The sequence below is a fragment of the Cellvibrio sp. ARAG 10.3 genome, assembly GCF_051846955.1.
Lineage (GTDB): Bacteria > Pseudomonadota > Gammaproteobacteria > Pseudomonadales > Cellvibrionaceae > Cellvibrio.
Map to the genome: position 1 here is coordinate 22,841 of NZ_JBPYCU010000017.1, position 20,248 is coordinate 43,088.

Genomic DNA, 20,248 nt, shown 5'->3' on the forward strand with positions numbered 1-20,248 from the left:
TTAAAGCATCTTTGCTGCTGCGATGACTGCTTGTCCCAATGCGATGCCGCCATCGTTTGTTGGGATATGGGTGTGTGTAATGCCGCGCAGCTGTTGTTTTTCCAATGCGTGTTCGAGCCCCTGCAACAGGATCGCATTCTGGAAACATCCACCCGACAAGACGACGTCAGCAAAATGAAACTCTTTATGTAATTGCTGGATAAGGTGCGCAATGCTGTCAATTAATCCGCGATGGAAGCGTGCAGCAATGACGTCGGTGGATTGCTTTTTCTGAAGGTCATTCAAGAGTGCCGGCCAAAGGCTGGCGATATTAAGCTGGAGTAAACGATGACCTTGCGCATCGTTTATTTGCTCCAGGCGTAAGTTATAGGGACGATCAACCGTGTTATTGAGCACGGCGTCAGCGTCCGTCATCATCTCTAATTCGATTGCGGCCTGGCCTTCAAAATGCACCTGTTCTGCACACAGGCCGAGCGCACCAGCCACGGCGTCAAACAGGCGCCCCATGGAACTGCTCAACGGACTGTTGATCTGTTGTGCGAGCATTGTGTGCAGCGTAGGTAAAGGTTTGCCTGCAAAAAAAGCGGCTAGCGATGTATCGCCATACAAGGTCACAAACGTATCCCAGCTCATGCTGTTGCAGATCTGCGCATAGGTATTGCGCCAGGGCTGTTTGATGGCTTGCGCTGCTCCGGGCATGGCCACGGGTTTAAGCAAAGCCACGCGGCGATAATCGCGGTAAGTTGCCAACAAAAATTCGCCGCCCCAGAGTTCGCCTTCATCACCTAATCCCAGTCCGTCCAGTGCAATGCCCAGGACCGGCGGATGATCAAGGGATAGATTATTTTCAGCCATGGCACTGGCAATATGGGCGTGATGATGTTGAACCTTTATGAGCTCCAGCCGTTGCTGTTGGGCGTCACGCTGCGCGAATTTGCTGGAAAGATATTCGGGGTGTTTGTCAGCTACCAGGTGCTGCAGATTACAAGAAAATATTTGCCGATACAGTTGCAGATTTTTTTCGAAGTCAGCAGCCGTTTCTACCTCTTCCAGATCGCCTTGATGTTGTGACAGGATCGCCGCGCCCTGTTTAACCAGACAGAAGGTTGACTTCAGTTCGGCGCCGTAGGCGATGATATTGTCGGCGCGCTCAAACCCGGCCGGTAAACTGATGGAGCGAGGGGCGTAGCCGCGCGCGCGGCGCAGGACCCTGACGTTATTGCCCACGCATCGCACGACAGAATCATCAATACGATTGGCGATGTCGCGGTTGTGATAAACCATCAGGTCGGCAATATGGCCAAGTTTTTCCAAGGCTTCCTGGTTATCAATAATCTGCGGTTCACCGGAGACATTACCGCTGGTCATTACCAGCGGGCGATCAAACGCCCGGCACAGCAAATGATGTAGCGGCGTATATGGCAGCATAAAACCCAATAAATCGGTTCCCGGTGCAATCGCAGATGAGAGCATGTCAGGGCAGTGTGACGTTGCGTGTCTTCGCAGCAGCACAATCGGCGCTGCACTACTGCACAACGCGGCTTGCTCTGCTTTAGAAATCTCGCAGTAATTACGAATGTTTTCGAGATGGCTGCACATAAGTGCAAAGGGTTTGGCATAACGTTGTTTGCGTTCGCGCAAGCGCTGTACGGCCAGATGATTGGTGGCATCGCAACATAAATGAAATCCACCCAAACCTTTAATGGCGACAATCTTGCCCGTTTCAAGCGAGTCAGCGAGGTGGTTCAGGATGTGCTGTGTCTGTTCGCGGGGATCGCCGGAAAGTGTAAAGGACGCTTCAGAAAAATGATGGAGTAATAATGTTGGGCCGCACTCATGGCAGGCAACGGGTTGCGCATGAAAACGTCGATCCAGTGGATTACGGTATTCCGCTTCGCAGGCTGCACACAAACTGAAAGGTTCCATTGTGGTATTGCGACGGTCGTAAGGAATACCCTGGACAATGGACAAACGCGGGCCGCAGTGCGTGCAGTTGGTAAAGGGATAGAGATAGCGGCGTTCAGCCGGATTCAGGATTTCTTCCAGGCACGCGTTGCAGGTGGCGGCATCCGCTGATATCTCTGTGCGCCCGTGGGATGTGCCGGATTGGCTGATGCAAAAATTTTTATAAGACCATTGCGCGGCTGTTGCGCTGCATTCAATTGAATCAATTCGAGCGAGGGGCGGAGGTTCTTTTTCCAGCCGTTGTAAAAAATTGCGGATGTCTTCCTCAATTCCAGTCAACCGAATAAGTACGCCGTCAGTATCATTAAACACTTCGCCTTTGAGTCGATGCTCAAGCGCCAATCGATAGACTGTCGGGCGGAAGCCCACACCCTGAACAGTACCTCTGACTCTGACTTCACGGTTTTCCAGTGCGATATTTACCACAACTGGTTACCTCCTTGGTATAGGCAAAAGGGCCATCCGCCTTACATCAGAATACTGGCAGAAATGAAAATGCGCGTTAACAGGACGGTCAAGGTTTTCCCGTTATCTTTATCAGAATACGTGTTTCTGATGTGACCGTTGGTATAAAACCTTGAGCGTAACGGCCGAGATGTAAAAATTACTATAGTCACCAACATATAGAAATTACAGAGAATTACCTGAAAAATTTTTTAAATTAAATTTTTTACTCGTCCATTGATGGACGCTTATCATTTTTTTAAATGATGTGATTGAACGCATGATTTTTTGTTTATTAAAAATGTAATGAATTCCGCCAGAAAATAATCTTGCATCTCTATATATGCGAAACAACAAAAATAATAATTCTGGCGACAAATATTACAGGAGATTACACCGGCTGGTGATTGGAAAAAAAGCCGCTACAGTTGTACAGGAATGTGAGTGGTAGCCGTAACGATATATCCATACAGACAAATACCCACGGAGGGTAATCATGCTAAGAACACGTCTTTTGTTGTGCAGTATTTTTTTTGCAACGGCGGTTCACGCCCAGCCTCAATCACAAATTAAACAGCTTGGCTATGTCGATGCCGCCTGTTCAATTTCACCCAAAGAGTTCAATTCCTGGTTTGTGAACGGATCGATCAGTAAAAATGGTCTCGTGGGTTTTGCAGATAGTGTGAATTTTCCAACCGACAATACCAAGTGCGATTTTTACAAGTGGGCGCACCAGATGTTTTTATGGATTACGTCCCCGGTAAACGGTGGTATTTTGTTGGATACCGCCACCTTTTACGATATGTATACCGATGGTGTTGATGCCTCCACGGGCAATACGATTTATCGCTATGTGTCCAACAGCCCCGATACTGTCAATAAGGGTTTTGCCTTGCGTGATACAAAACCGCAAGCGATCCAGCCGGGCGGGCAGGCCGGCGGCAGCGATACCTTGCTTTCGCTCAATGGTTCGCTAGTGTATTTTGCTGTTCATGCCAATGATGTTTATGCCTGGTTTAATACCGCGCTCACAAACAACAAATTACCAGCCACCACGCCATTCCCAACTACGCAAACAGAGCTGAATGCGGTGCTCAGTTACGCGAATAGTCAAGGCGCGAAAATCGGGGATGGCAATGCACTGACAATGGAACTGAAAACCGCTTGGATCGATGCGGCCACCGTGAGTAATGTTGCAGACTATGTCACTATCGTGGCGATGGTTCCCAATTATGTCAAAACCAGTGATACCCAATGGACAATCAGTACTGCAGCACCCACCGTACAAAAAACATTGGCCTTGGTTGGTATCCATGTGGTTGGTCCGGTGCAGGGGCATCCGGAGATGGTGTGGGCGACGTTTGAACATCGCAACAATGCGCCGGACAACACCTTCTATTTCAATGACCTGTTCGGCAAAACCCAATCGGTGCCCTATAACTCCACCGGCCAGTGGAATTTTATGGCAAACGGCGGCAGCCAGACCGGTGCACTGGTGGCGCAGATGACCGTGGATTCGACTAACGGCAGTATCAATGCGACCCCGGGAAATAAAATTCAGGCTAACAACGTCTACCGTGTTAATCCCTGGGGTAATGCACCTACCCAGGATTCTGCGGAAAATAACAGTGAATTGATTTCTCTGAACCTGGACATCCTCGTGATGTTGGGCCTGGTAGGCGATGTGCGCAGCAATTATTTTCAGGTGGGTGCGGTGTGGACGAAGGACGGCTCTATTCCGTCTGGCCCGACAGATTCCGAATTAATCGGTTCACTGCTGTTGGCCAACTCCACGATGGAAACCTATCACCAGCAGGGAACTGCAACATCAGATCAAGGCTGCTTTGGTTGCCATTTTGCTTCAACCAGTACCGGCACCAGCCATGTATTCAGCCTGGCCAATATTCCGTTGGTATCGACCGGCCCAACGGCCAAGAAAAAATAAATCAGTATTGAAGAGGAAACAAACGGCACCACGGAGGGTGCCGATGTGTTAACTGGCCAGCGTATCCAGATAGTCCATGGCGGCCTCATAGGCACTGCCATCCAGTCTCCGGCCATCGTAGATCCCGTTAAAAAATGTCAGGCATAAATTAGCGGCGTTGATCGGCATATTGTCCCGTTTTAAATAGGTGTCCAGAAAGGAGCGATTATTCTGTTTGGCAGCATCCAGCAAGATAGGGCTTAACATGCCTACGTCGCGCAATAGGGGTTGTTTTAGCATCTTGTGGATTTGCGTTAAAAAAATGGTACCAAAGGCGCTGTGGGATAATTGCTTCCACTCATTGATGACCTGGTTGCAGGCATAACGATAAAAGTCGAGAAATTCATTGCCGCGGTCCATCACAATGACGGCATTGTTGACCCGCTCAGAGACAATAATTTTCTCTCCTTCTTGATGGACCCAATGCTCCTGGCAAAACAGAAATTTACAGGCAGGAAGTTCAGACAAAAAATGGGCGGGATTATTGATATACACATCCGCATCAATCCAGATTACCCGATCATAAGTACCCAGTAGCTCCTTGGCCAATTCCAGGCGTGCCACATCGGATACCAGATGACGCTGATTGCCAACCGCCGACCGTAACCGGGCGGGCGCATAATTAAAAAACTCGTCATCATAAAAGTGGTAGGCAAAGCCCCGCAGCTTCGCCCAGCCGGACACAGTCGCCAGACATCGCGCCATCCAGTCGGGTACATCGGTGGTGCGAAATGATTGATACACCGCAGTCTTCATGAAAATCGGCTCCATTGCATTAGCATGATTGCGGAGTTGTGACTCCACAAGCCGGTGATACTAGCCGATCCTTGACCAAAATGCCTTGCCACCTGTCTCGCTTGAATGATCCACGAAGCCGCAAATAAAAAAGCCCCGATATTGCTATCGAGGCTTTCGAATGTGGTGCCCAGGAGAGGACTTGAACCTCCACGGCCTTTCGGCCACCAGCACCTGAAGCTGGCGTGTCTACCAATTTCACCACCGGGGCAGGGAGTGCTCGGCGCTGTTTGCCGAGGCCGCGAACTATAAATATCCCCTCTTGGGTTGTCAACGGGCTCCCCCCGACTTTTTAGCATTTTATTTATGCCAAATTGTAAGGATTCCGCGTCTTTTCGTGTGTTTGCGCAGCACTGACCCTATAATCAGGCTATCTCCGGGCTTGTGATATGAATATCGCAGCCCTATTTCAGGTCTAACCGCTTTAAACCCCATCTCCAGGGACCCTAACAGGACATTTATTTTGACGAAACGCAAACTGCCCAAAGCCGACCCTTTTGCTCAGCGCGAGGCCGACAAGTACGAAAACCCCATCCCCAGCCGTGAATACATCCTCGAATTGTTAGATAAGGCGGCCTATCCCGTTACTCATGCCGAAATGTGCGACTTGCTGAACCTGACCGGGGAAGATGAAATAGAGGCGCTGCGCCGCCGCCTGATCGCGATGTCGCGGGACGGGCAACTGATCAGTAATCGCCGCGACGCCTATGTTCGGCCCGACAAGATTGATGTGGTCCGTGGCCGCGTACAAGGCCATCGCGATGGCTATGGCTTCGTGATCCCCGCCGAGGGCGGCGAAGACATCTACCTCCATAACCGCCAGATGCGCCGGGTGTTCGACGGCGACGAAGTGTTGGTGCGCCTGTCTGGCCAACAATATCGCGGCAAGGAAGAGGGTGCTATTGTTGAGGTACTGTCGCGCAATACCAAGCAGGTGGCCGGGCGCTTCTTTAATGAAGAAGGCGTGCAGTTTGTGCGGCCGGAGAATGTGCGCATCACCCAGGACATCATGATTCCTTTCGGTGCCTGGGGCGGTGCGGAGCCGGGGCAGATCGTGGTGGTGGAGATCACCCAACAGCCGGATAAAAACCGTCTGCCGGTAGGCCGGGTGATCCGCGTGCTGGGCAATCACATGGCGCCGGGGATGGAGATTGAACTGGCGATCCAGTCCCACGGTATTCCTAACATCTGGCCACCGGCGGTTGAAGCTGAGGCGACCGGCATACCCGCCGAGGTGCAGGAAGCCGACAAGCTGCATCGTATTGATGTGCGCCACTTGCCGTTTGTCACCATTGATGGCGAAGACGCACGCGACTTTGACGACGCGGTGCTGTGTGAGCGCCGCAAAGGCGGTTGGCGTTTGTACGTGGCTATCGCTGACGTGTCGCACTATGTGCACGTTGATAATGCGCTGGATAAAGAGGCGTGCCTGCGCGGTAACTCCGTTTATTTTCCCGACTTTGTGGTACCCATGTTGCCCGAAGCGCTGTCCAACGGCTTGTGCTCACTCAATCCCCAGGTGGACCGACTGTGCATGGTGTGCGAGATGACCATCACGGATGCCGGGAAAATCTCCGGCTATCAATTTTACGAAGGGGTGATGCACTCCCACGCGCGCCTGACCTACACCCAGGTGGGCGAGATCCTGGAACACGGGGATGACAACCAGCATCCTCTGCGCCAGCAGTTCCATCACGTTTTGCCGCAATTGCATCGGTTGCACGATCTCTACAAATGTCTACGTGAAGCGCGTGACGAGCGTGGTGCAATTGATTTTGAAACGGTCGAGACGCGTATCGTGTTCAATGAAGAACGTAAGATTGAGCGCATCGTGCCGGTGCGTCGCAACGACGCGCACAAATTAATTGAAGAATGCATGCTCTGCGCCAACGTTTGTGCGGCCAAATTTATACAGAAGCACGATCTCACCGGCTTGTATCGCGTCCACGAAGGTCCGACAGAGCAGAAGCTGGATAACCTCCGTGAATTTCTCGGCGAGTTGGGCTTGTCTTTGTCCGGCGGTGATACACCGACCTCGCTGGATTACCAGGCCTTGATGGAGCAACTCGAAAACCGCGCGGACAGCAACATGATCCAGACCGTCATGCTGCGCAGCCTGCGTCAGGCGATGTACCAGGTGGAAAACCTCGGCCATTTCGGTTTAGGTTATGAAGCCTATACCCACTTTACCTCGCCCATTCGTCGTTATCCGGACTTGTTGGTGCACCGCGCGATACGTTCGGTTATTCGCAGCGAAACGCCGTCCAAACAGGTCAAGCGGGCCGAGGGCGCCAGGTTGCTGAACAGTCGGTTTATCTACCCTTATTCACCGGGGGATATGGCGGGCCTGGGTGAGCACTGTTCCATGACCGAGCGCCGCGCCGATGAAGCCACGCGCGATGTGGTGAGCTGGCTCAAGTGTGAATTCCTGCGCGATCAGGTGGGTGAAGTGTTCCCCGGTATTGTGAGTGCGGTGACTGGTTTTGGTTTATTTGTTGAACTGAAAGAACTCTTCGTGGAAGGGCTGATTCACGTTACCGCCTTGCCGCACGATTATTATCGCTTTGAAGCGGCGCAGCACCGGTTGGTGGGTGAGCGCACACGCAAAGTGTTCGGCTTGGCTGATGAATTGATGGTGCGTGTGGTGCGGGTGGATCTCGACAATCGCAAGATCGATTTTGAGCTCGAAACCGTCGTGGCGCGGCGGGCAAAAACCGGCAAAAGCAAGCCGGTAGAAAAAGCCACCAAGCGCGGTAAAGCGGCGCCGGCCAAACAAGCCAAGGGTAAGAAAACTTCCGAAAGTCGCCCTGCTGCAACAAAGGCTCAGGCGACCAAAACCAAACCGGAAAAATCGGCGACCAAGGCTGGCCAGAAAAAATCGGCGACGGGCAAGGCAAGCGCAAAATCAACGCCGGTTGATGTAGCGCTAACCAAAACCCGTCGCACCCGAGCGGATTCAATGGCAGGAGAGACGGATGGCAATCAAGATCAAAAAACTCGGCGCACGACGAAGGCAGAATCAGTTCCTGCGGCTAAAGCAGGTGCGTCTGCTAAAGGCAAGTCAATTTTTTCGGCCGCGGCAGCTGGCATTAAAAAAGCGCTGGCTAAACGTAAGAAGGAGAAGTAGGGCGCAAACAGAAGTGATTTTATGTGCGGATCATAAAGAGGGGGCCTAGAACCCCGTCGGTTATTGGCTGGTATTTTTTGAGGCTCCGTTTAAAGATAGCGATGAAAGATAACGAATGAAAGATAACGAATTGATTTATGGTTTGCACGCGGTGCAGGCCCTGTTGAAAAGTGCACCGCAACGCGTGCAGGAATTGTTTCTGTTGCAAGGGCGCAACGATCAGCGTCTGCAAAAGATTGCCGCCGCCGCCCAACAGAATGAAATCCCAGTTCAGCAGGTCAGCCGCACCAAGCTGGATGAGTTGGTTGATGAAGAAAATCACCAGGGCGTTGTCGCACGTTGTACGCCAGGTGAGAACCATGACGAAGCTTTTTTATTCCGGATGCTGGACAATCTCACCGAACCGGCCTTCCTGTTAATACTGGACGGCGTAACCGACCCGCATAACCTCGGCGCCTGCATGCGCACCGCAGAAGCCGCCGGTGTTCACGCCGTGATTGCACCGAAAGATAAGTCTGCCGGTTTGACGCCGGTCGCGCGCAAGGTGGCCTGTGGTGCGGCAGAGGTCTTGCCGTTTGTGCCAGTGACTAACCTGGCGCGGACCCTGAAAAAATTGCAGGAAGCGGGGGTGTGGTTATTCGGCGCGGCCGGTGAAGCAAAACAGTCGGTTTACCAGTCCAACCTGACCGGTCCCATCGGCATTTTGATGGGCGCGGAAGGGGACGGCTTACGGCGCCTGACCCAGGAAACCTGCGACCACTTAATGAATATTCCGATGGCGGGAACGGTCAGCAGCTTGAATGTGTCGGTCGCGACCGGTGTGTGTTTATTTGAGGCAGTGCGTCAACGTCAACAGAAGCCCTAACCTAAACCTGGCCTAAAAAACCTAGCCTAAAAAATAAGGAAGCCTATGCGTAAAACGATTATCGCCTTGAGTGTGTTGCTCGGTTTGGTTACAGGTTGTGCGCCGGAAGTCGGCAGCCCCGAATGGTGCAAAAAAATGAAGACCAAACCCAACGGCGAATGGACCATGAACGAAGCCAAGGATTACGCCAGCCACTGCCTGTTCAAATAGCCCCAATTTCTCTTTTACATCGCCCCACGTAGGTCGGATTAGCGCAGCGTAATCCGACAACCTTCCATTCACAAACCCAAGAGCATGTCGGATTGCGCCGCGATGCGGGCAATTGGACTCTACGCGGGTCGTGCTCTTCATCAACCTCATCTGGAACAAGTTTTGCCTCGCATTTTTTATCACCATCCGAGGCAAACACCATGAAATCCGCACAAGACTTTCTGCTGGCTGCCAAGCATTGCGAGATTGATGCATTGGAACAGCTGCGCACGACGTGTGAGCTGGTTACCGGGCTTAGCGAGTTGATCCACAGCTTGCAGCGCGAGCGCGGCGCCTCCAATGTGTATCTCGGTTCGTCCGGTATTCGGTTCAGCCAGGTTTTGCAACACCAGGTTCACGAATCCTCCCGCGCCGAAAAAAAGTTGCGCAACCAGTTTTCCCGCCTTGACCAGCACCTTGGCAGTGTTCGGTTGTTCAGCCGGATTGCGTCTGTCTTGCACGGTTTTGAAACACTGGCGCGCTTACGTGATCGGATTCGGGCCGTCCAGTTATCCTCCCGCGAAGCGACCACGGCATTCAGTCGCCTGATCGCAGGTTTGCTTGCCATTGTGTTTGAAGCGGCTGATACCGCAGCCGACCCGGAGGTGACCAGGCTGCTCGTGGCGATGTTTAATTTTATGCAAGGCAAGGAACTATCCGGGCAGGAACGCGCGGCCGGAGCGATGGGATTTACCGCCGGCTTTTTTACGGCGGAAGAGCAACAACGCATGGTGTATTTGCTGGATGCGCAAGAGCGCTGCTTCGATATCTTTAGCCAATTCGGCCCGGCTAAGGTGCTCGATGCCTGGCGTGAATTGGCGGAATCGCGTTTGTGCGCAGAGTTAAAAGCCTTGCGCCAGATCGCCCGAAAAGCCAGTGATGCGCAACCTGTCCCCTCAGAATTGGGTGAACTCTGGTTTGAGTTGGCCACGCAACGCATCGATAAAATGAAGTTGATTGAAAACCAATTGGCCGATGCGTTGGTGCAGTTATCCGCCTACAAGATTGTTGAAGCCCGCGCGGATTTGCACAGCCACAAAGATGTTCTCGCTGCTTTTAATGAGACGACAACGCCACCCCTGGTACCTATGGCGGTGTTGCTGGATTCCTCCATGATGGGGCTCGGTGCGGTACTGCAGTCGCAAAAACTGAGTGTGGAAGATATGAGTCCCCACCTCAGTCATTCTCTCTTTGATCTCGTCCAAGCCCAGGCTCAACGCCTGCAATCCGTCAGCGATGAATTGTCAGCTGCGAAGCGGGCGTTGCACGAACGCAAACAGATTGAACGAGCGAAAGGCATATTGATGGCCCATCGCGGACTTACAGAAGAGCAAGCCTACAAGATGCTGCGCCAGTCAGCGATGGACCAAAGCCGGCGAATGGTGGATGTTGCCGAGGCCATTCTGAATGTGGCAGATCTGTTACAGGAAAAACGTCAGGTAAATATTCCCGTTATCTAGTTTCTGTGCGCGCAACCTGTGCAGTTTTCCGGTTTTTTGCGCGCTGCTGGTGCATGGATTGGTAAGGGAAGAATATTTCAGGTGTTGTTTAACTATTTGTTTTTAAATGATTTTTTAGGTTTTTAAAAACTTGGTACGCATTCTGCAATATTCAAGTCAAGGATTCGGAAATTCTGAAAGTCAGCAGAATTAAACGAGTCAAAGCAGCTAAATCGATGATGATCTAGCGCTGGTTTTATCCAAGAGTCAACGGGCAACGGTGCCACATACGTTAATTGCTTGCGCGGTAATTAACTTTGTGTGGCACCGTTTTTTTTCGCTTAAAATTTGGCATCAGGGGCAGGCGTAATGGGAAAAAAATCTTCCACAATGATCGGCGGCAATGATTTCAACAAGCGCCGTAAATTTTTAAAACACAGCCTGACGGCGATCGGTGGTGCAGCGGTATTAAGTGGTTTACCCAAAGGGCTCGGCAGCCTTGCCTGGGCCGCAGGGGGCAGCCTGGAAACCACCACCGCAAAATTGGGTTTTATCGCACTCACCGATGCCGCGCCATTATTTGTTGCTGAGGAAAAAGGTTTCTTCAAGAAATATGGCATGACCGATGTGCAGGTCATCAAACAATCTTCCTGGGGCACCACGCGCGACAACCTGGTGCTCGGCTCCCAAAATAATGGTATCGATGGTGCTCACATCTTGTCGCCCATGCCTTACCTGATTTCAGCGGGCGTCGTAACACCGAACAATATTCCTACACCCATGTACATCCTCGCGCGCTTGAATCTGGGCGGCCAATGTATCTCGGTCGGTAAAGAATATGCGGATTTAAAACTGGGCACCGATTCAACACCGTTTAAAGCTGCGTTGCAGAAGAAAAAAGCCAGCGGTAAACCGGTGAATGCCGCGATGACTTTCCCTGGCGGTACGCACGATCTATGGATTCGTTATTGGTTAGCCGCAGGCGGTATTGATCCCACCAAAGATATTTCCACGATTGTTGTTCCACCGGCACAAATGGTGGCCAATATGAAGGTGGGCAGTATGGATACCTTCTGTGTGTGCGAACCCTGGAACGAACAGTTAATTAATCAGAAGATTGGTTACACCGCTAATACCACTAGTGAACTCTGGAACAATCATCCCGAAAAAGCCTTCGCCATGCGCGCCGATTATGTTGATAAAAATCCTAATTCAACCAAAGCCTTATTGATGGCCGTGATGGAAGCGCAGATGTGGTGTGAAAAAGCCGAGAATAAGGAAGAAATGGCGAAGATCTGTTCCGGCCGCAAATGGATCAATGCGCCTTATAACGACATTATCGAACGTATGAAGGGTACCTTTGATTACGGTAACGGCAAGGTGGTGGAGAACAGTCCATTTCAGATGCGTTACTGGAACGACTTTGCTTCTTACCCTTTCCGCAGTCATGACCTTTGGTTCCTCACGGAAAATATGCGCTGGGGTTATTTCCCTGCGTCCACTGACACCAAAGCTTTGATTGATAAAGTGAACCGCGAAGATATGTGGCGCGATGCCGCGGCAACATTAAACGTGCCCGCTAGCGACATTCCCACTTCAACGTCTCGTGGTGTTGAAAAATTCTTTGATGGCAAAGTCTTTGATCCGGAAAATCCAAAAGCGTATCTGGATAGTCTGGCAATCAAATACATGAGCTGAAGTTGAATTGCCAGTGACAAGCGGAGGTGATGTATGAATTCCAGGGCCAGTATTGATAATGCATCGGCTATGCCGTTGACAGTCAATAAAACCGATGCCGGGGCGATAAAAAAATCCTTGTCGAAGGCGGCGGGAAAGTGGAAGGATTTTCTCCTTTCACGCTTTTTGCCGCCGCTCATCGTAATGACTATTCTGGTAGCGATCTGGGAAATAACCTGCTCTGGCCCGGATGCATCCCTGCCATCGGCATCGGCGATGGTTGAACAAAGTTGGGAATTGATTGTTCATCCGTTCTACGACAATGGCGGTAACGATGTCGGTATGGCCTGGCAGATTCTCGCGAGCCTGGAGCGTGTCGCTTACGGCTATCTCCTTGCGGTGATAGCGGGTGTGAGTCTCGGTGTGCTGGTGGGGCAGTCAACCTGGGCGATGCGCGGCCTGGATCCGGTGTTTCAGGTGTTGCGTACCGTGCCGCCGTTGGCCTGGTTACCTTTATCTCTCGCTGGCTTTCAGGACAGTCATCCCTCGGCAATCTTCGTTATTTTTATTACGGCGATCTGGCCCATCATCATCAACACCTCGGTGGGCGTGCGCAACATTCCCGAAGATTATCGCAACGTCGCACGCGTGATTCGTTTAAACGGTTTTGAATATTTTCGCCAGGTGATGTTGCCTTCGGCCGCGCCTTATATCTTTTCCGGTTTACGCATTGGTGTCGGGTTATCCTGGCTGGCGATTGTGGCAGCGGAGATGTTGATCGGTGGTGTGGGCATCGGCTTTTTTATCTGGGATGCCTGGAACTCCTCGTTGATCAGCGACATTATTCTGGCGTTGATCTATGTCGGCATTGTGGGTTTTGTGCTGGACCGGATGGTGGCATTTATCGGCAACCGCGTTACCCGCGGTACATCGGCGAGCTAAGCGCGCAAGAGGACTTGATGATGGCTTCCAGTTATTTGCAAATTGAACAGGTGGCGATGGATTTTACACGTGGCGATCTCACCAGCCACGTATTACAAAACGTGAATTTAAAAGTGGAGCGAGGCGAGTATATTTCCATCATAGGCCACTCCGGTTGCGGTAAGTCCACGGTGCTGAATATTGTGGCGGGTCTATTGCGCGCAACCTCCGGTGTGGTGATCCTTGATGGCAGGGAAGTCAATGACCCCGGCTCGGATCGCAGCCTCGTTTTCCAGAATCATTCACTCTTGCCGTGGCTGACGGTGTATGAAAACGTGGCGATTGCGGTGAATAAAATCTTCAAACACAGCAAATCGGCGGCGGAACGTCATCAATGGATTTTAAAGAATCTGGAGATGGTGAATATGAGCCATGCGCTGCATAAACGGCCAGCAGAAATTTCCGGTGGGATGAAGCAGCGTGTGGGCATTGCCCGTGCGTTGGCGATGGAACCGAAGGTGTTGTTACTGGATGAACCTTTCGGTGCACTGGATGCACTGACCCGCGCACACTTGCAGGATGAAGTCATGCGCATTCAGTCGGAATTAAAAAACACCGTATTAATGATCACCCACGATGTGGATGAAGCGGTATTGTTGTCGGACCGGATCGTCATGATGACTAATGGGCCTTCTGCAACCATCGGTGAAATTCTGGATATCGATCTGCCTCGGCCGCGCAATCGCATCACCTTGGCTGACGATCCCACCTACAACCATTACCGCCATCAGGTCCTCAGTTTCCTCTATGAAAAACAGCGCAGGGTGGATGTGGCGGCGATAGCCTGACGGGATGCCAAATGCATCGCGATTTTTACCGATGAAATTGCCATCAATTCGCTCGCATGTTATACAGACCGCTCAATGGTGCAGCAGTGCTCTCGGTCATATCTCTCCGATGTCCGACGGCGGTGCGCGCAGGCAAGCAGGAATCTCTCCCACAAACGTTTTCTTCGGGTGGATGATGGAATGGTCAACCTCGTCGGGTATTCCTTTGTCTTCGTTGATTGGCACAGCGGATTGAACGGGCCGGTTACCCTTAACCGAGCACCACAAAAAATACTGCCAAATCAGGAGAGCATGATAGATCGTCAAGGTGGCCTGGTCCGGTATGCGGTCCGGTGCTTTTTGCGTGGGCGTTTAATGCGCCTGTTTATCATGAGGATTAACAATAATGAAAAATCCAATCGTGCTATGGCTCGCCGTTTGTGCGAGTGTGTTTTCGGTCAATAGCTTTGCTGTCAATTGCGCTAACCTGCCTGTCTGGTCCAGTACCGGTGTGTATACCGGTGGTACTCAGGTACAACATCTCGCCAAAGCCTACGAGGCTAACTGGTGGACCCAGGGACAGAACCCGGCCTCTCATTCCGGCCAGTGGCAGGAGTGGGATTTATTAGGTAATTGTGATGGTGCGACCTCATCCAGTTCCGTTCCTGCGTCATCCAGTAGTATTTCATCCAGTGTTTCATCCGTCATTTCCAGTTCGGTGGCTAGCAGCAGCTCTTCCGTCGTGGGTGGCAATTGCGCGTCGCCGCAGTATGCGGCTGGCACGGCGTATTCTGCCAATCAATTAGTGCAAAACGCTGGCAGTGAATATCGTTGCATGATTGCTGGTTGGTGTTCATCGACGGCAGCCTGGGCCTACGCGCCGGGTACCGGCATGCACTGGGATGATGCCTGGGATCTGGTGCGCAGTTGTGGTGCCGTGTCCAGCTCCAGCAGCCTTGTATCATCATCAAGCTCCAACAGTTCAGTAATCAATTCCTCCAGTTCGTCATCCATGCCCGGGGGCGTCCGTGCACCGGGCGACAGTAGTCCGCTGCCGCGTCATGCGCTGGTGGGCTATTGGCACAACTTCAATAATGGCAGCGGCGTTATTCGTCTCGCGGATGTGGATGACATCTGGGATGTGATTGTCGTGGCCTTTGTGGATGATGCCGGCAATGGCAACGTTGCTTTCAATCTCGATCCTGCACTGAACAAAGCCCAATTTATCGCCGACATCGCGGCTAAGCGGGCGGAAGGCAAGATCGTGGTGCTGTCGTACGGCGGCGAGAAAGGCACGGTCACGCTCAACAACGCCACCAACCTCACCAACTTCGTCAACAGCACCGCTGCCATCATCAATGAATATGGTTTCGATGGTGTGGATATTGACCTGGAGAGCGGGGCGGGGGTGCTGCACGGTGCGCCGGTGATCCAGAACATGGTAGCGGCGATCAAGCAACTGCACAGTCGCTTCCCCAATCTGTATGTTTCCATGGCGCCCGAACATCCTTATGTACAGGGTGGTCATGTGGCCTATTCCGGTATCTGGGGCGCCTACCTGCCGATGATTGACCAACTGCGCAATGAGCTGGATCTGTTGCATGTGCAGTTATACAACAACGGCGGGCTGGCTACGCCCTACGCCGCCCAGTCTTACCAGGCGGGCACGGTAGACATGATGGTGGCATCGGCCCTGATGTTGATCGAAGGTTTCCCGCTGGCCTACGGCTCGGCCGGTAACTTCACTGGATTGCGTGCGGACCAGGTCGCCCTCGGCTTGCCCTCCGGCCCGCGCGCGGCAGGTTCCGGCCAGGCAACCACGGCTAACATCAACCGTGCGGTGGATTGCCTGACTCGCCTGACCAGTTGTGACACCGTGATCCCCAGCCGGGCCTACCCGGAATTTCGTGGCGTAATGACCTGGTCGATCAACTGGGATGTGAATGACGGGCGTATCTTCTCGATCCCGGTGGGAACTTTCCTGGAAACACTGCCTTAATGTTTTTGCTGGCAGGATGGGGCGCTTAGGCGCCCCTTCTTATTTATAAATGTCGGGTTACGCCTTGCGGCTAATACGACCTACAGTGCCCTTTTCCCCTGCTTATTTTTCATCCTTGCATCGCTTTCGCAAAGTCTCTAGAATGGCGCGCCCTCATTTGGCCTGGGGTTATTCGGGCCTCTCCTTGTCTCACCGCGATCGGCGGGAGACTTTAACCCGTAAGGAGCTAACATGCGTCATTACGAAATCGTGTTCATGGTCCACCCGGACCAGAGCGAGCAAGTTCCAGGCATGGTGGAGCGTTATACCTCTACTGTGAAATCCAGCGGCGGTACTGTTCACCGTCTGGAAGACTGGGGCCGTCGCCAACTGGCTTACCCCATCAACAAAATCCACAAAGCTCACTACATCCTGATGAATATCGAATGCAGTGAAGAAGTGCTGGAAGAGTTGACCACCAACTTCCGTTACAACGATGCCATCCTGCGCAATCTGGTGATTCGTGAAGACGAAGCTATCACCGAAGAATCCATCATCATGAAAGCCGAGAAAGAAGGCCGCGAGCGTAAAGCCCGTCCGCCCCGCGCTGACCGTCGTGATGAAGAGTCGGATACCGAAGAGTCAGATGATGACGACATGGATTCCGATGAACTTGAAGAACAAGAGCAGGGGGTTTAACAGATGGCACGTTTTTTCCGTCGTCGTAAGTTCTGCCGTTTCACCGCTGAAGGCACCAAGCGTATCGACTACAAAGATATCGAAACCTTGAAAGCCTATATCACCGAAACCGGCAAGATTGTTCCAAGCCGTATCACTGGCACCAAAGCCAGATATCAACGTCAGCTGTCGTCCGCGATCAAGCGCGCGCGCTACCTGGCCTTGATTCCGTACACTGATAGTCACGAGTAAGTTTAACCATGCGTGCGCTGGCTGAGTTCATCATGCGCGGCCGCACGCAAGCTGCTGTGGTGGCCGTTCTGGGCACCGCAGTACCCGTGCTGACGCCGGCAACTATTGCATTGGTGTCGTTGCGCAAAGGAATCGGTAATGGCTTGTTGATCCTGTTATGGGGTTTGCTGCCGATGCTGATTTCCCTGGCGATGGGACAGATGCAGCCGCTGATGCCGATCCTGGCGATCAGCGGTTTAGTGGTGACCTATGTTACCGCCCTGATATTGCGCAACAGTGTGTCCTGGCCCTATACCCTGATGGGATTAGTGGCGTTGAGCACCCTGGCGGCCTTGCTGCAATTGGTGCTGGTGCCGGATTTACTGGCCCAACTGACCGCTTCCCTGGCTGAGTTTGTCAAACAGCTGTTCAGTGAGGTGGAGCCGTCCACGGTGGAGATGCCTGGCCAGACGTTTGTGGTCGGCATGATCGCTTATGTCACGGCCATGGGCAGTTTGTTCGGCGTCATTGTCGGGCGTTGGTGGCAAGCGGCGCTGTACAACCCGGGCGGTTTTGCGGAGGAATTCCAGCAGTTTCGCTTGAATAGCCTCCAGGCGGTTGTTTGTATGGCAGCAGCCGTTTACTGCCTGACGCAGTCGCCGGACTACCGTTCCTGGGCCACGCTGTTTGTGTTACCGCTGCTGGTCATGGGGGTGGCAATTGTCCACCGCTTTGTGGCAGTCAAGCGCATGGGTACGCCATGGTTGGTCGGGTTTTATGTGCTGGTGTTCCTGTTGGATGTCGTCGCACAGTTGCTGGTTATCGTGGCGTTTTTAGATACGTGGCTGAATTTTCGCGGGCGGTTTAAGCCGAAGCTGTAGCTTAACCTCACAAGCAATGCTCAGCTGCCCGTTAGATAAATGAAAACTGAGAGGGTAAACGAGATGGAAGTTATTCTGCTCGATAAAGTAGGTAAATTAGGCAAGATCGGTGACAAGGTTTCTGTTAAGGCGGGTTTTGGCCGTAACTACCTGTTGCCGCAAGGCAAGGCTGTTGCTGCAACAGCAAAAAACGTTGCTGAATTTGAAGAGCGTCGCGCAGGTCTTGAAGCTGCTGCAGCTGCCAAGAAAGCCGAAGCTGAAGCACGTGCTGCCAAACTGGCTGAATTGTCAGTCACCATCGCAGCTAACGCTGGCGACGAGGGCAAACTCTTCGGTTCTATCGGTACTCGCGACATCGCTGATGCGATTACTGCTGCCGGCGTAGAAGTGACCAAATCTGAAGTGCGTCTGCCGGAAGGTGTGCTGCGCGAAGTAGGTCAGTTCGACATCGACGTTCAACTGCACCCGGAAGTCATCCAAACCGTCAAACTGGCGGTGGTTGCAGAGTAATCGCGCTACTTGATGCAGTGCGCCAAGGTTCTCGACGGACCGGGGCATACTGACAAGCGTGACGAAATCGGGCACTATCGACACCCCTTCGGGTTGTTTGTAGTGCCCGATTTTTTATTTCAGTCTTTCAAATAATTCCGTAGTTTATTGCCTATGTCTGAAGCATCCTTTGAACTGCCCTCGGCGGAAGCCGTCGCCCAAAAGACTCTCTTGCCCCACTCTATCGAGGCGGAGCAGGCGGTTCTGGGTGGTTTGATGCTCGACAACAAGCGCCTGGATGCGGTGCTTGAGGTGATCTCCGAGGTGGACTTCTATCGCGAAGACCACCGACAGATCTTCAAGATGATGCAGATCCTGCAGGAAAACGCCCAACCGCTGGACGTAATTACCCTGTCGGAAGAACTGCATCGCCATGACCAGCTGGAGCGTGTGGGCGGCCTGGCCTACCTGGTCGAGATGGCCAACAACACACCCAGTGCCGCGAATATCGTGGCCTATGCGCGCATAGTGCGCGAGCGCTCCACCCTGCGGCAGTTGATTGCAGCGGCCCAGGAAATCAGCAAGTCCAGCTATAACCCCTCCGGCCTCGACTCCGACGACCTGCTGCAACTGGCCGAAAAGCGGGTTGCGGAAATTGCCGAAGATCGCCCCAAAGAGGGCGGCCTGGTGGGTGTTAATGACCTACTGAAAGCTACAGTGCAGCGTATCGACGAGCTATTCCGCTCCGGCAGCGACATTACCGGAGTACCCTCGGGTATTGCCGACCTCGATACCCGTACATCGGGCTGGCAGCCGGGTGAACTGATCATCCTTGCTGCCCGTCCTTCTATGGGTAAAACCGCCTTGGCCCTGAATTTCGTTGAAAGTGCCATGTTCAGTCAGAATCGACCGGTACTTGTGTTCAGTATGGAAATGCCCTCCGCCGCGATGGTCATGCGTATGATGTCGTCGGTGGGCCGTATTGATCAGGGACGGATGCGCAACGGTAAGTTGACTGAGGAAGACTGGCCCAAACTGTCATCGGCCGTGGCCAAGATGAAAGACAAGCTGTTATTTATTGATGACACTCCTGGCCTCAGTCCCCAGGAATTGCGCGCCCGCGTGCGGCGCATAGCCCGCGAGCACGGTAACCCCGGCATGATCATGGTGGACTACCTTCAGTTGATGCAGATTGCTGGCTCCAGCGAAGGACGAACCCAGGAAATCTCCGAGATTTCACGCTCGCTTAAAGCGATTGCCAAAGAATTTGATTGTCCGCTGATCGCGCTCTCCCAGCTTAACCGGGGGGTGGAGCAGCGTCCCAATAAGCGACCAATGAACTCAGATCTGCGGGAGTCCGGTGCGATTGAGCAGGATGCGGACGTGATCCTGTTTATCTACCGCGATGAGTACTACAACGAAGACAGTCCGGATAAGGGTATTGCGGAATTGATTATCGGTAAGCAGCGTAACGGTGAAATCGGTACCTGTCGGGCAGCGTTTATCGGTAAATACACCCGCTTCGATAACCTGGCGCCGGAGTATTTTCAGAATGATGGTTATTAATTGATCAATCTATAATTTTTCTGTCTAACCTGCGACAGGGAAAAGACGGGTAAAAAATGTACTTACCCGGCGCAAGAGTGTATTATCGCGCGCCCGGATGTGGGGTCTTTGGTAACAGTTTGGGTGTGTCCG

16 protein-coding genes and 1 tRNA gene are annotated in these 20,248 nt (G+C 52.5%); 14 read left to right on the top strand and 3 right to left on the bottom strand.

The genetic code is table 11. The features are described from left to right. Positions 1-2,391 carry a carbamoyltransferase HypF gene (hypF, locus tag ACSV5M_RS17635; protein WP_439177775.1) on the bottom strand — a complete coding sequence of 797 codons (2,391 nt, stop codon included), beginning with the start codon at positions 2,389-2,391 and terminating at the stop codon, positions 1-3. Between the two features lie 514 nt (positions 2,392-2,905). Here hypF and ACSV5M_RS17640 point away from each other — a divergent pair. After that, positions 2,906-4,354, top strand: a complete 1,449-nt coding sequence (locus ACSV5M_RS17640; protein WP_439177776.1) for a hypothetical protein — start codon at positions 2,906-2,908, stop codon at positions 4,352-4,354. Positions 4,355-4,402: 48 nt separating this feature from the next. On the opposite strand, the gene ACSV5M_RS17645 is transcribed toward ACSV5M_RS17640, so the two are convergent. Then, on the bottom strand, positions 4,403-5,149 hold the full coding sequence (locus ACSV5M_RS17645) for a hypothetical protein (RefSeq protein WP_439177777.1): 747 nt from the start codon (positions 5,147-5,149) through the stop codon (positions 4,403-4,405). A gap of 163 nt (positions 5,150-5,312) precedes the next feature. After that, positions 5,313-5,399: transfer RNA gene (locus tag ACSV5M_RS17650), tRNA-Leu, on the bottom strand. Between the two features lie 252 nt (positions 5,400-5,651). Between ACSV5M_RS17650 and rnr the strand changes: the two genes are divergently transcribed. The 13 genes from rnr to dnaB all read left to right on the top strand — a co-directional run bounded on the left by rnr (position 5,652) and on the right by dnaB (position 20,116). After that, entirely contained in the window at positions 5,652-8,315 is a 2,664-nt protein-coding gene (rnr, locus tag ACSV5M_RS17655) for a ribonuclease R (RefSeq protein ID WP_439177779.1), read from the top strand. 115 nt (positions 8,316-8,430) lie between these two features. Further along, the gene (gene rlmB, locus ACSV5M_RS17660; protein WP_439177780.1) at positions 8,431-9,180 is read left to right on the top strand and encodes a 23S rRNA (guanosine(2251)-2'-O)-methyltransferase RlmB; all 750 of its coding nucleotides are present in this window, start codon (positions 8,431-8,433) and stop codon (positions 9,178-9,180) included. Between the two features lie 45 nt (positions 9,181-9,225). Beyond that, the gene (locus ACSV5M_RS17665; protein WP_439177782.1) at positions 9,226-9,390 is read left to right on the top strand and encodes a DUF3012 domain-containing protein; all 165 of its coding nucleotides are present in this window, start codon (positions 9,226-9,228) and stop codon (positions 9,388-9,390) included. A gap of 200 nt (positions 9,391-9,590) precedes the next feature. After that, positions 9,591-10,889, top strand: coding sequence for a nitrate- and nitrite sensing domain-containing protein (locus ACSV5M_RS17670; RefSeq protein ID WP_439177783.1), 1,299 nt, complete (start codon positions 9,591-9,593; stop codon positions 10,887-10,889). A 348-nt stretch (positions 10,890-11,237) separates the two neighbouring features. Continuing rightward, entirely contained in the window at positions 11,238-12,566 is a 1,329-nt protein-coding gene (locus tag ACSV5M_RS17675; protein ID WP_439177784.1) for a CmpA/NrtA family ABC transporter substrate-binding protein, read from the top strand. 33 nt (positions 12,567-12,599) lie between these two features. Beyond that, positions 12,600-13,487: a nitrate ABC transporter permease gene (gene ntrB, locus ACSV5M_RS17680; RefSeq protein ID WP_439177785.1), complete on the top strand. Its 888-nt coding sequence runs from the start codon at positions 12,600-12,602 to the stop codon at positions 13,485-13,487. A gap of 20 nt (positions 13,488-13,507) precedes the next feature. After that, on the top strand, positions 13,508-14,314 hold the full coding sequence (locus ACSV5M_RS17685; RefSeq protein WP_439177861.1) for an ABC transporter ATP-binding protein: 807 nt from the start codon (positions 13,508-13,510) through the stop codon (positions 14,312-14,314). A 385-nt stretch (positions 14,315-14,699) separates the two neighbouring features. Continuing rightward, the gene (locus ACSV5M_RS17690) at positions 14,700-16,292 is read left to right on the top strand and encodes a chitinase (RefSeq protein ID WP_439177787.1); all 1,593 of its coding nucleotides are present in this window, start codon (positions 14,700-14,702) and stop codon (positions 16,290-16,292) included. A gap of 231 nt (positions 16,293-16,523) precedes the next feature. Continuing rightward, positions 16,524-16,970: a 30S ribosomal protein S6 gene (gene rpsF, locus ACSV5M_RS17695; RefSeq protein WP_439177788.1), complete on the top strand. Its 447-nt coding sequence runs from the start codon at positions 16,524-16,526 to the stop codon at positions 16,968-16,970. Between the two features lie 3 nt (positions 16,971-16,973). Then, positions 16,974-17,201, top strand: a complete 228-nt coding sequence (rpsR, locus tag ACSV5M_RS17700; protein ID WP_087466730.1) for a 30S ribosomal protein S18 — start codon at positions 16,974-16,976, stop codon at positions 17,199-17,201. Positions 17,202-17,209: 8 nt separating this feature from the next. Next, positions 17,210-18,061 carry a hypothetical protein gene (locus tag ACSV5M_RS17705; RefSeq protein WP_439177789.1) on the top strand — a complete coding sequence of 284 codons (852 nt, stop codon included), beginning with the start codon at positions 17,210-17,212 and terminating at the stop codon, positions 18,059-18,061. A 63-nt stretch (positions 18,062-18,124) separates the two neighbouring features. After that, complete coding sequence (gene rplI, locus ACSV5M_RS17710) at positions 18,125-18,571, top strand: 50S ribosomal protein L9 (RefSeq protein WP_087466728.1); 447 nt, start codon at positions 18,125-18,127, stop codon at positions 18,569-18,571. A 153-nt stretch (positions 18,572-18,724) separates the two neighbouring features. Continuing rightward, positions 18,725-20,116: a replicative DNA helicase gene (gene dnaB / locus ACSV5M_RS17715; RefSeq protein ID WP_439177791.1), complete on the top strand. Its 1,392-nt coding sequence runs from the start codon at positions 18,725-18,727 to the stop codon at positions 20,114-20,116. Positions 20,117-20,248 lie beyond the last annotated feature (132 nt).

Bases quoted from the DNA above. Each gene is read 5' to 3' on its own strand.
- ACSV5M_RS17640 (WP_439177776.1), top strand. From the start codon at position 2,906: ATGCTAAGAACACGTCTTTTGTTGTGCAGTATTTTTTTTGCAACGGCG.
- ACSV5M_RS17645 (WP_439177777.1), bottom strand. From the start codon at position 5,149: ATGAAGACTGCGGTGTATCAATCATTTCGCACCACCGATGTACCCGAC.
- rlmB (WP_439177780.1), top strand. From the start codon at position 8,431: ATGAAAGATAACGAATTGATTTATGGTTTGCACGCGGTGCAGGCCCTG.
- ACSV5M_RS17665 (WP_439177782.1), top strand. From the start codon at position 9,226: ATGCGTAAAACGATTATCGCCTTGAGTGTGTTGCTCGGTTTGGTTACA.
- ACSV5M_RS17670 (WP_439177783.1), top strand. From the start codon at position 9,591: ATGAAATCCGCACAAGACTTTCTGCTGGCTGCCAAGCATTGCGAGATT.
- ACSV5M_RS17675 (WP_439177784.1), top strand. From the start codon at position 11,238: ATGGGAAAAAAATCTTCCACAATGATCGGCGGCAATGATTTCAACAAG.
- ntrB (WP_439177785.1), top strand. From the start codon at position 12,600: ATGAATTCCAGGGCCAGTATTGATAATGCATCGGCTATGCCGTTGACA.
- ACSV5M_RS17685 (WP_439177861.1), top strand. From the start codon at position 13,508: ATGGCTTCCAGTTATTTGCAAATTGAACAGGTGGCGATGGATTTTACA.
- ACSV5M_RS17690 (WP_439177787.1), top strand. From the start codon at position 14,700: ATGAAAAATCCAATCGTGCTATGGCTCGCCGTTTGTGCGAGTGTGTTT.
- rpsF (WP_439177788.1), top strand. From the start codon at position 16,524: ATGCGTCATTACGAAATCGTGTTCATGGTCCACCCGGACCAGAGCGAG.
- rpsR (WP_087466730.1), top strand. From the start codon at position 16,974: ATGGCACGTTTTTTCCGTCGTCGTAAGTTCTGCCGTTTCACCGCTGAA.
- ACSV5M_RS17705 (WP_439177789.1), top strand. From the start codon at position 17,210: ATGCGTGCGCTGGCTGAGTTCATCATGCGCGGCCGCACGCAAGCTGCT.
- rplI (WP_087466728.1), top strand. From the start codon at position 18,125: ATGGAAGTTATTCTGCTCGATAAAGTAGGTAAATTAGGCAAGATCGGT.
- dnaB (WP_439177791.1), top strand. From the start codon at position 18,725: ATGTCTGAAGCATCCTTTGAACTGCCCTCGGCGGAAGCCGTCGCCCAA.